10 protein-coding genes are annotated in these 9395 nt (G+C 58.4%); 7 read left to right on the top strand and 3 right to left on the bottom strand.

What is annotated here, in order from left to right:
* The 4 genes from AC13QO_RS29470 to AC13QO_RS29455 all read left to right on the top strand — a co-directional run.
* A partial coding sequence (locus AC13QO_RS29470; protein ID WP_488542712.1) for a calcium-binding protein occupies positions 1-803 on the top strand: 803 nt, incomplete at its 5' end.
* A 16-nt stretch (positions 804-819) separates the two neighbouring features.
* Positions 820-2574, top strand: a complete 1755-nt coding sequence (locus AC13QO_RS29465) for a type I secretion system permease/ATPase (RefSeq protein WP_488542711.1) — start codon at positions 820-822, stop codon at positions 2572-2574.
* A gap of 47 nt (positions 2575-2621) precedes the next feature.
* Entirely contained in the window at positions 2622-3881 is a 1260-nt protein-coding gene (locus AC13QO_RS29460) for an HlyD family type I secretion periplasmic adaptor subunit (RefSeq protein WP_488542713.1), read from the top strand.
* Between the two features lie 4 nt (positions 3882-3885).
* A complete protein-coding gene (locus tag AC13QO_RS29455) occupies positions 3886-5097 on the top strand; it encodes an acyltransferase family protein (RefSeq protein ID WP_488542710.1) in 1212 nt (403 codons plus the stop codon).
* A gap of 119 nt (positions 5098-5216) precedes the next feature.
* On the opposite strand, the gene AC13QO_RS29450 is transcribed toward AC13QO_RS29455, so the two are convergent.
* The 3 genes from AC13QO_RS29450 to AC13QO_RS29440 form a co-directional block, all read right to left on the bottom strand.
* The gene (locus AC13QO_RS29450; protein WP_488542709.1) at positions 5217-5714 is read right to left on the bottom strand and encodes a hypothetical protein; all 498 of its coding nucleotides are present in this window, start codon (positions 5712-5714) and stop codon (positions 5217-5219) included.
* A 1-nt stretch (position 5715) separates the two neighbouring features.
* Positions 5716-6588, bottom strand: a complete 873-nt coding sequence (locus AC13QO_RS29445; RefSeq protein ID WP_488542708.1) for a PGN_0703 family putative restriction endonuclease — start codon at positions 6586-6588, stop codon at positions 5716-5718.
* 90 nt (positions 6589-6678) lie between these two features.
* Positions 6679-7404 carry a DUF2726 domain-containing protein gene (locus AC13QO_RS29440; protein ID WP_488542707.1) on the bottom strand — a complete coding sequence of 242 codons (726 nt, stop codon included), beginning with the start codon at positions 7402-7404 and terminating at the stop codon, positions 6679-6681.
* A 198-nt stretch (positions 7405-7602) separates the two neighbouring features.
* On the opposite strand from AC13QO_RS29440, the gene AC13QO_RS29435 reads away from it, so the two are divergent.
* The 3 genes from AC13QO_RS29435 to AC13QO_RS29425 all read left to right on the top strand — a co-directional run bounded on the left by AC13QO_RS29435 (position 7603) and on the right by AC13QO_RS29425 (position 9392).
* Positions 7603-8034, top strand: coding sequence for a SyrB2 regulator (locus AC13QO_RS29435; protein WP_488542706.1), 432 nt, complete (start codon positions 7603-7605; stop codon positions 8032-8034).
* A 155-nt stretch (positions 8035-8189) separates the two neighbouring features.
* Positions 8190-8777 carry a hypothetical protein gene (locus AC13QO_RS29430; protein ID WP_488542705.1) on the top strand — a complete coding sequence of 196 codons (588 nt, stop codon included), beginning with the start codon at positions 8190-8192 and terminating at the stop codon, positions 8775-8777.
* A 33-nt stretch (positions 8778-8810) separates the two neighbouring features.
* Entirely contained in the window at positions 8811-9392 is a 582-nt protein-coding gene (locus tag AC13QO_RS29425) for a hypothetical protein (RefSeq protein ID WP_488542704.1), read from the top strand.
* The last annotated feature ends 3 nt before the right edge of the window (positions 9393-9395 follow it).

Below are 9395 nucleotides of genomic sequence, written 5' to 3'. Positions count from 1 at the left end.
AGCAGGCAAGCACGGCGGGCGACGATGTGATCAATGGCTTCAACGTCGCCGATGTCATCAATGCCGGCGACGGCAATGACACGATCAATGCTGACAACGGCAACGATCTGATCACCGGCGGCCGAGGCAATGACGTCATCAACGGCGGCGGCAGTGACGACACCTACTTCTATGCTCGCGGCGACGGCGCCGACACCATCACCGAGGGACCGGATGGCGGCTATGTCGATAAGCTGGTGTTGACCGACATCAACCCGGGCAGTGTCACGCTGGTTCGCAATGGCATCGATGTGACGCTGGTCGTTGCCGAGAGCGCGCCGGGGGCCGGAGATGGAGGCTCCATTCTGCTTAAGGAAACCCTCGACGACTTCTATGGCCGGGGCACCGACAGCATCGTCTTCGCCGATGGCACGACGTGGAACCGTGCGGATCTAAGAGCTCATATTTCTTACGTCGGCGGTACCTCGAGCAACGACACCATCACGGGGACAACCGGCGCGGATACCATTCACGCTGGGTTAGGCGATGATACACTGATTGGCCTGGCTGGAGACGATACGTTCGTATTCCGGTCTGCTTTCGGCCACGACACCATAAATGATTTCGTGGCAGGAGCGCAGAGCATTGACGTCATTGACATCAGCAACGACCTCTTCGCGGACTTTGCATCGGTACTGGCAGCCGCCAGCCAGGTTGGAGCGGACACGGTAATCGCACATGACGCCAACACGTCGATCACTTTGAAGAACATCGCGCTGACCAGCCTGCATCAGGACGACTTCCGCTTCACGGCTGCAGCGTGACGAAGAGGAAATCGTCTTGAACAAGGCCGCAGAACAGCCGTCACAAGTGTTTCTTGTGGCGGTCCTGTCGTCGCTTCGTCGAGCCTACCTGGGTGTCGGCGTGACGAGTTGTGTCATCAATATTCTCGCGCTGACCGGCTCGTTCTTCATGCTTCAGGTCTACGATCGGGTCATTCCGGGACGGAGCCTGCCAACTTTGGTGGGACTCGGGGTCATTGCCGCAACGCTGTTTATCTTCCAGGGTGTTCTGGAACTGATCAGATCGTTGCTCCTCGTCAGGGTGGGGACCTCGGTCGACGAACGTTTCGGTGACCGCGTCTACGGCTCTCTAGTCCTGCTGCCGTCGCGTATGCAGATGCCGGGCGACGGACTGCAATGCGTGCGCGATCTCGATAGCGTCCGTGGTTTCCTGTCCGGACCGGGGCCAACGGCTCTGTTCGACATGCCCTGGATGCCCTTCTATCTCTTCCTTTGTTTCCTCTTCCACTTCTGGATCGGCGTGACCGCGCTTGCCGGCGCATTGATGCTTATTGGCTTGACGATGCTGACCGAGGTCCGGTCGCGTCAGCCGGCGAAGGAAGCAGCCAAGCTCGCCGCCGAGCGCATCAATCTTGCCGAGGCGACGAAACGAAATTCGGAAGCCGTCCTCGCTATGGGATTCGGCCATTTCATCGGCGAGCGCTGGTCCGAGCTGAACCGAAAATATCTGGCAAACCACGTTGCCGCCAGCACCGTAACGGGCGGGCTGGCGACAGCTTCGAAAATCCTGCGCATGATGCTGCAGTCGGGCGTGCTTGCCGTTGGCGCCCTTCTGGTGATCCGGCAGGAGGCAACTGGCGGTATCATGATTGCGAGCTCCATCCTGGTGAGCCGTGCTCTCGCACCCGTCGAGCTTGCGATCGGCCAATGGAAAGGCTTCGTGGCCGCTCGGCAAAGCTGGGGACGTCTGACGAAGCTCATGACTCTCATGTCCTCGGATCAGCGCGAGGTCGCATTGCCGACACCACAGGAAAGCCTGAGCGTCGAGAACCTGCAGGTCGCAGCCCCCGGCGGCCGCAGCCCTATCGTCCGCGGCGTCTCCTTCAAGGTTTCGGCAGGCGAGGCCGTCGGCATCATCGGCCCAAGCGCATCGGGGAAATCGACGCTCGCCCGCGCGATCACGGGCCTTTGGCTGCCACTAGGCGGAGCAGTGAGGCTCGACCAGGCATTGCTCGCGCAATGGGATTCGCGAGAGCTCGGCCGCCATCTCGGCTACCTGCCGCAGGATGTCTCGCTCTTCGATGGGTCGATTGCGCAAAACATTGCGCGCTTCGATCCGGACGCCGGTTCCGAGGCAATCATTGCCGCAGCGCGGGCAGCGGGCGTTTACGACATGATCGTGCAGTTCCCCGATGGATTCGACACGAAGATTGGAGAGCATGGATCGGCGCTCTCGGTTGGCCAACGCCAGCGGATTGCGCTTGCCCGAGCGCTGTATGGTGATCCATTCCTGGTGGTGCTCGACGAGCCGAACTCCAATCTCGACGCTGACGGGGAAGCGGCGCTGACGAAAGCAATCTCCGGCGTCCGGGCAAGGGGAGGGATCGCGATCGTCATCGCCCACCGACCGAGCGCCCTCGTAGCCGTCGACAAGGTCTTGGTCATGGGCAACGGCCAGATGCAGGCGTTCGGTCCCAAGGACGAAGTTCTGAGCAAGATGACGGCGAGGCCAGCAAAGGCAACGCCGCAACCCGTGCGTCTGCTGATTGGCGGCGAGGAGACGGGATCGTGAGAGAGAAGGCAGCGATTTCGGCCGAACGCGCCATTCGCAATCTGACGATGGCCGCCCTCAGCACCGTCCTGTTGCTCGGCGGCGTCATGGGCGGTCTTGCAGCGACCACTCACTTGTCAGGCGCCGTCATTGCAGCGGGAACGGTTGTCGTCGACAGCTACGTGAAGCCGGTGCAGCACCAGAAAGGTGGGACGGTTGGCCAGATCTTCGTCAAGAATGGCGATCGCGTAGAAGCCGGCCAAGTCCTTATTCATCTCGACGACACGCAAACGCGCGCCAATCTCGCCATCGTCAGGAAGCGTCTCAACGAGCTCTTTGCCAGAAGGGCAAGGCTTGAAGCGGAACGCGACGGGGCAGAGACTGTCGCATTCTCCAAAGACTTTCTTGCTAAAGTCAGCGATCCTGAGGTGAGCCGCTCGATTGAAGGCGAAAAGCGCCTCTTCGCCGATAGGAAATCTTCCCGCATGAGCCGGAAGGCGCAATTGCGCGAGAGGATTGAGCAGCTCAAGCAGGAAACTGAAGGCTCGGTCGCGCAGCAAACCGGAAAGCGGCAAGAGATTGGGCTGATCGAGAAGGAGTTGGAAAGCCTTCAGCGATTGTTCGATCAGGGCCTCGTGCCGGCCAACAGGGTGTATGCGCTGCAGCGAGAATCCGCGAGCCTGACGGGAGAGCTCGGCAGTCTGCTTGCGAACGCGGCACAGGCGAAGGGCAGGATCACCGAGACCGAGCTTCAGATTATCCAGATCGACGACGATCACCGCAGCGAGGTGTCCGACCAGCTTCGTCAGGCCGAGAGCGATATCGGCGAATTTTCCGAGCGCCTCGTCGCAGCCGAGGACGACTTGCAACGGATTGATATTCGGGCGCCCCAAGGTGGCGTCGTGCATCAGCTTGCCGTCCACGCACCCGGCGCCGTCATTGCTCCGGGAGAGGCGATCATGCAGATCGTTCCGGATCGTGATGCACTCGTCGCGGAGGTCAAGCTGTCGCCAAGCGACATCGACCAAGTCAGCATTGGTCAGGCGGTGCATCTCAGATTTTCTGCCTTCAGCCAGAGGAATACGCCGGAACTGAATGGTGTCGTTACGGGGGTGGCGGCGGACCTGACGGCGGACCAACGATCGGGGCTCAGCTATTATGTCGTTCGGGCCGAGGTTTCCGACGGCGAATGGCAGAGGCTTGGGCAGGTGACGCCTGTTCCGGGCATGCCGGTTGAAGCTTTCATCCAGACCGGCGAGCGAACAGCGCTGGCATATTTGACGAAGCCGTTCATGGATCAGGTCGCGCGAGCCTTCAAGGAAGACTGAAAAGATGCATCACCTTGATCACCGGCCTAAGGAAGAAAGGCTCCTGACGTCTGCCGCCGCACTTGGCCGTTCGGAGTTCCCTGCGTATACCGGTCCGACCGTCGCTCAGGGCCTCGATCATGGCACAGATCAAACAAAAGACCGCTTTATCTTTCTGGATGAGCTTCGAGGCATTGCAGCGGTATCGGTGGCTCTCTTGCACGCCAGCCAGGTTTTTGGCTTCAATCTCAATTCTTACGCTTATCTGGCCGTGGACTTTTTCTTCTGCTTGAGCGGGTTCGTCCTGGCAAGCGGGTATGACGAAAAGCTCAGGTCGGGTGTTCTGCAGAGCAGGACGTTTTTGCTGAAGCGGCTGATACGGCTTTATCCCATGATCGTCATTGGTGTCGCCCTGGGCGCTATTGCCTCGCAAGTTGCTTTGACACCAAGCATAGCTCTTGTCGATGTCTCGATCCTTGCTGTTGGCGCGTTATTCCTATTGCCCCTCGGACTTCTCGTCGGTCAGGAAGCATTCGCGATCAACAGCCCGCTGTGGTCCCTCTGTTTTGAGATGGCCGCGAGTGTCGTTTACGGATCCTTTGCCCGCCGGCGCGTTCGTTTTTGGCAGGGGGCAGCAGTTTTGGGGCTTCTGGCGGCGGCACTTTTCCAAATTGTCATGATCGAGAGTAGCATCGGGCCGGTTGGATTTGCGAATTGGCGAGCGTTCTTCGAAGGATTTTTCAGGGTAGGCTTTTCGTTCCTTGCCGGCGTCTTGATCTTCCGCTGGGGTATCCATCGTCGCGTTGGATCGGTTCCACCCCAGGTCCCGCTTTTCGCCCTGATTGCCGTTCTATTTTTCCCCTTTGGCGTCCCGAGAGACATCTACGATTTCATTTGTATCGCTATCATAATTCCGATCGTCGTTACACTGGCGGCTGCAGTCCCGCATTATTCCGAGCGGCCATTTGCTGCATATCTCGGGCAGATGTCGTATCCCGTCTATATTGTCCACCTGCCTGTTATTCAGCTTGGTCATCAATTTCAAAACCTCACCGATAGCTGGATTCCGTTGCCGGTCACCGTTTGCGCTACCCTCCATGTCGCTGTCGCTCTAGCGCATATTCTACACGTTTGTTTCGATGCGCCCCTTCGCGCGTACTTGGCTGGTCGTCAGAACGGCGCGCCCATTTCTCAAACTAAGGATGTGTCGATTGCCCACTCCCCAAGGGACCCTTGAAAGGTGGTCCGAGTTCGAGTCGAATTAGCTGCCGCATTGTCGAACGGCACTCAATGATCAAGTGACGAACACTGGGTCGAACGTCTCATCTCTACGAGAAAAATGCGTGCCGCAAGCCCTCATTTGGCGTGAGGCAGATCGCTCCATCTTATCCTCAGGAGGGATTTCGCCGTCTTGCGAAGCTTCTTGCGATCAATCATCCGGGATGACACTTCGAAGTCGGAGTTGATCTTCACGACGAGGAGCTTGCTGAAATTCCCAAAGACCTTCACGAAAACCTCGTCCTTGGATTTGAACGGCGTGATGGTTTTGATCTCAACATGATCGTTGCCAAGCCGACCGTCAGCACCCTGCGCGTAGCTCCTGTTCAGCTTTATGCCGTAGGTGATGGCGCCGAAGAGTTCTCCTATGTCTCCATACACATTGAGATGGCGATCTGTCTGAAGGTGATAGCTTTCTGCCAGCGACAGGAGTTCCTCAAAATACGGAATCAACGATGTGTCTGCATTCGGATATTTGGCGCGCCACTCATGGTATCGAAGCTGTTCTTCTACTTCGGACCAGGAAACCCATTCGCCGTCGTCATAGAAGGCTCGATCCCATATATCAGTATCCATTTCAAACCTCTTTGAATTCCGATCTTCGTAAGGCAGCCATTGCGATCTTTCGATCGACCCACGCAGAAAGGCCGTGCCAAAGTTCTTTATCGAGCCCGACCTGGCAAGCGATCGCAACGATCTGCTGGTAGGAGATGGGTGTAATGGCCGCCTGGCCACCGAGAGCAGGGTCCATCAGGCCTCGCTTCGCTTTGCGCGCCGTCGGAAAACTGGGATGGTCGGCAAAGGCTGCGAGGGCGGCCGCTTGAAGGCCGTGTTGTTTGCCAAACGCTGCCGCCAATACGGCGTTGCGCATCCACTGATAGGCGTCTCCCTTAAAAGGGCAGGGCGTTTGGTCCGCAGCCGGATCGAGCGCGAAGACCTCTGGAATGTAGTCCCAGTAACGAATGCCTTTGTCTGCGAGGGCACAGCGGGCGCGCAAGCCGTTGCCTGGGTTGATCTGGTCGGCATAGCTTCCGTTGCATTGGCGCTCGCCCGAGCGCGACAAGGCTGTTTGGCTACATTGTCCGCCGGGCTCAGTAAATTTGCACTCGATGACGAGCGCAGCCATTGAGCCCAGCGCAAGGGCATCGACTTGCGTAGGCCGTGGTTCTCCCAAAAGGCGATGACTATCGGTCCATTCGAGCGTTATTGCCCATGGACCGCCCGGCGCCACCCCGACTCTGGCCGCAATGGCGTCGAAGACGCGGTCGCGATCTCTGCTCATCTTGATCGTGCCGAACACGTCAATTGCGATGGCTTGTGACGAATGTGCCTTGTGAGCCTGAATTCGACCGGTTCGGTCGCGATGCCAAGGGAATTGCTCCCAGTCATGGATGGCTCCGTGGCTGGCCGGAAAAAGATTTTCGCGAACGGCCTGGAGATCGGAGATCATCCCGTTTGCGCCTCCACACCATCAAGACGAGGAGGTTGCACCGCCCGATGGAAGCGGCTCGGCCGTGCCGGCATAAGTAACGGGAGCGCGTTAGCTGGCAATCGGTTTGTCCACCAGCTTTTCGACCAATCGCCTGAGTTCCGATGGGGTGGTGTGGCCAGCCACCACCTCGTGGTAGCCGACCCCGGCGCGTCGCAGCGCTTCCTTTTTTACCGCGTCGCGTGCGGCCGCGGTGCCCCGATGGTGTCCTCCGCCCTGGTATTCGATGACATGCCGGGGTTGGCAATTGCTGTCCACGAGCAATAAGTCGACGCGCTTGGAGTTGATGCAACTGTAGGCGTCCGCATCGGTGCTTCGCAGGATCTCGCCCATCGACACCTGCGCCATGACCTGCCAGGAGGAATTGCAGCCGATTACGATGCTGTCGAGTTCGCGAAACACGCGGGCTTCGCTCTTGTTCAGCAATGGCTGAATGGTGAAGTTCGAGCGCATCACGATACGCAGTTGATCCGCCGGGTCGACTGGTCTCAATAACTCGGCAGTTTGCATCGGACGCCAGGGTCCCAAGAGCATGCGCTCGTTGCTGCGTTTCTTCTCGTAGCGTGACCTGTTTCTCTCCGGCCGCGCCTGTTTTCTCGTCGTTGGTAGGAACTGCTCAACGGCCATTCCGATGACGAGGCCGACAAAAAGCGCGGCAATCAGCAGTTCTGGCTTATCGAAGTCCGCCACAGTTATACCACCCGACGCGGTAACTGCGGCAATTCCGATGATCAGCCAAGGCGCCACGAACAGCACCGACCTTTGGCGATAGTGCATGCCCCTCTCCAGATTTCCCGCCAGCATAGTAGAGCGCATGCCTGACCCGCGAAAAGTTAGCCAAAAGAGTTAGGGTCGGAGGCGGTCGAGTCACACGCTATCGAATTCATGATATTAGGCGGGCGATAACCGTAGCGCCTTTGTTGACTCCTTCTTTCACCCAGTCGAAAAGTGACTTGGCTATAGAGGAGATGTCTGATGGCTGATGAGAATAATACGCGCCCCGCTGCCGGGGCCGCGGAAACAGATCCGCCGACAAAAGCGGACGTTAAGAAGAAGCGTTCGCCGCGTCGTCAAAAGCAAGCTGCCGAACCGGCTTCTGCGGCGACCGAGGCCGTGACCGAACCGGCGCCGACGGCAGGTGAGGCAAAACCTGTTGGACGGGGAAGGGGAAGAAAGCCGAGGTCGAGCGAGGCCAAGCCTTCCGATACCAAGGGCACCCTCAAGGGCAGAGGAAGAAATAAGATCGCCAAGCCTGCCGAGCAAACGGCAAAGACATCCGCACCGGTGATTGATGAGCTGGAAGATCTGATCCAGCTTGAAGAAGAGAACAAGCGCTTGCGCAAATTGCTGGCGGAAAAGCTGCGCCAGGAAAATACCGATTTGCGCAAACGGCTCGGACTGGATTGATCAGGGCTCAGTCATGTAGGTCGGCCGCCATCGGCCTCAGCCACCGCATCTTCAGCAGAAAAACAGTCGCCGGGCGCCTCCATCGTGCCCGGCCGACCTGCGAGTGGGGACAGGGCGCTACGCAGCATCGCAGCCGGGCTTGAGGTGAAATGCCGATGAAAACACCGTGGAAATTCCTCGTCGATTTGACGTCTCGGCGTCGAGCGGCAAAAGGGCTCGAGAGTTCCATCGGGCATGATACTAATCCCGCTCTCGATTATCAGGCGGACCAGACACCGGCATCTCCTTCGACTGAAGACTACGCCCCAGCGGAATACAACGAGGCTGTTCTGGTCGAGAGAGTGGCATCGGCATCGGACGACATTGAAGGCGATCGCGATGCAGCGCAGGCATTGGCACCGCCGGTCGTTGGTGACGAGGTTTTAACACCCTCGCCAAGCGAAGCGCGTCGTTCAGTTGAAAGCGCCGATGAGCCAATCGAGACAAATTCGAAGTCTCGGACAAGGTCTCCGCACAGCCGCGGTGAGCGGAGGATGGGAGCCCAGGCTAACACTGGCGCGCGGGCCGGTGTCGTGACACATGAAGGTCAAGGCGTGCCTCGGTCGTCTGCGAGCGACGCGTTTTTCGACGATGTGGCAAGCCTTGATGAGGACATCAAAAAACTGAAAAGAGAGCTCGCCCGGAAGCTCCAGCTGCAGAACGCCCAGCTCAAGACGATGCTGAAACGGTTCGACGTCAATTGAGCTTGGCACGGAATCTAAAGGTCTAATGTAAATATGAAAACACCACAGCGAAACTTCGTCGTCGAATTCAAGTCGGGTCGCCGGCGATTGGCAGCCCAGGCAAATTCGATCTGGGGAAACACCGATATCAAGGCCTTCGTCCGTCAGGCCGAGACGGAAGCGCCGAACCTGTTCGAACCCAAGAAGGAATCGGACGCTATCGGCGAACCCGGCGAAATTGCGCAGGACCACCGGTCAGCATATCAGCTCGATCAGAACCATGACGCCGGCAATGAGTCCCAGTTGCCCGCTTCTTTGGTCGGACCGGCGCCAATCGATCCACCGCAAAACCATCACGATCCCGTCGGACCGATCGCGCAATCGAACAAACGTTCAGCCAAAAGGCCGGTCCGAAAAGCGGTGACGCGCATAGGCGAGAGCCGCTCAGGGAATCATGTCGACAGCGCAAGGAAACAACTCAGGGAGGATTTTTCCGCCGCTTACGTCGAAGCACCAGTCGACGAATTAGCGGCGCTCGGTGCGGAAAACCGGCGCCTCAAAGCGCTGCTGATAAAGCAACTCCGCCAGGAGAAATTGCAGCTTCGAATAATGCTCGAGCGATTTGGCGTCGTCTGAGAG

The sequence above is a fragment of the Rhizobium sp. CNPSo 3670 genome (assembly GCF_057784555.1).
This window is presented reverse-complemented; position numbering and strand designations above follow the sequence as displayed.

Excerpts from the sequence above, each read along its gene's own strand:
- AC13QO_RS29455 (WP_488542710.1), top strand. The coding sequence starts at position 3,886 with ATGCATCACCTTGATCACCGGCCTAAGGAAGAAAGGCTCCTGACGTCT.
- AC13QO_RS29445 (WP_488542708.1), bottom strand. The coding sequence starts at position 6,588 with ATGATCTCCGATCTCCAGGCCGTTCGCGAAAATCTTTTTCCGGCCAGC.
- AC13QO_RS29460 (WP_488542713.1), top strand. The coding sequence starts at position 2,622 with ATGGCCGCCCTCAGCACCGTCCTGTTGCTCGGCGGCGTCATGGGCGGT.
- AC13QO_RS29440 (WP_488542707.1), bottom strand. The coding sequence starts at position 7,404 with ATGCACTATCGCCAAAGGTCGGTGCTGTTCGTGGCGCCTTGGCTGATC.
- AC13QO_RS29450 (WP_488542709.1), bottom strand. The coding sequence starts at position 5,714 with ATGGATACTGATATATGGGATCGAGCCTTCTATGACGACGGCGAATGG.
- AC13QO_RS29430 (WP_488542705.1), top strand. The coding sequence starts at position 8,190 with ATGAAAACACCGTGGAAATTCCTCGTCGATTTGACGTCTCGGCGTCGA.
- AC13QO_RS29435 (WP_488542706.1), top strand. The coding sequence starts at position 7,603 with ATGGCTGATGAGAATAATACGCGCCCCGCTGCCGGGGCCGCGGAAACA.
- AC13QO_RS29425 (WP_488542704.1), top strand. The coding sequence starts at position 8,811 with ATGAAAACACCACAGCGAAACTTCGTCGTCGAATTCAAGTCGGGTCGC.